At 50.8% G+C, this 744-nt stretch carries 1 protein-coding gene; it reads left to right on the top strand.

Going from position 1 to position 744, the window contains the following annotated elements:
• Positions 1 to 37 precede the first annotated feature (37 nt).
• The coding region (locus AK963_RS30025; RefSeq protein WP_238593905.1) for a Mom family adenine methylcarbamoylation protein at positions 38 to 744 on the top strand (707 nt) is incomplete at its 3' end.

Here is a 744-nt window from a genome sequence, read left to right as displayed (position 1 = left end):
TTAGGGCCGTTTGGTGAAACCGGCAATGAGAACGGCAATGGCAACGGTCTGGCCAGAGTCGCTGAGGTGTTTAATGGGCAAGGCTAAGGACATTCAGGTCAAGTTCATCAGCAAGAAAGATGCTGATCGTGTAGTGAAGCGGAATCACTACAGCGGAAAGGTCTGCAATAACTCACAGCTGAATTTCGGGATATTTTATGAGGGCAGGCTGGAAGGCGCTCTGCAATTTGGTCCTCCCATTGATCGACGCAAAGTTATAGGGCTTGTCCGGGATACCAAGTGGAATGATTTTATAGAGCTCAATCGAATGGCCTTTTCTGACCGGCTTCCCCGGAACAGTGAAAGTCGGGCGATCTCTATCTGCTTCAAGCTCATCAAGAAGCACTATCCGAACATCGAATGGGTGTTGTCGTTTTCAGACGCTACCCGGTGCGGTGACGGGACGATCTATCGTGCAGCCGGGTTTGTCCTGACGCAGATCAACAAGAACAACTCCATCATCCGGCTCCCGGATGGAACGGTAACAGCAAGCATCACCTACACAGCTGGCAAGAGCATCCTGAAAATGGGAGGCGCTGCCAAGGTGCCGGATGGTGCTGAGTATCTCAACGGCTTTCAGCTTCGGTATATTTACTTCATCAAGCCCGAGGCCCGGCAACGGTTAACGGTGGCTCCGATACCTTTCTCCAAAATTGCTGAAGCGGGAGCAACCATGTATAAAGGTATTCAAGGTTTAAAAGCGTC

It is taken from the genome of Endozoicomonas atrinae (assembly GCF_001647025.1).
GTDB classification, from domain to species: domain Bacteria; phylum Pseudomonadota; class Gammaproteobacteria; order Pseudomonadales; family Endozoicomonadaceae; genus Endozoicomonas; species Endozoicomonas atrinae.
Note: the sequence above shows the minus strand (reverse complement) of the source record. Positions and strands in the feature narration are given on the sequence as shown.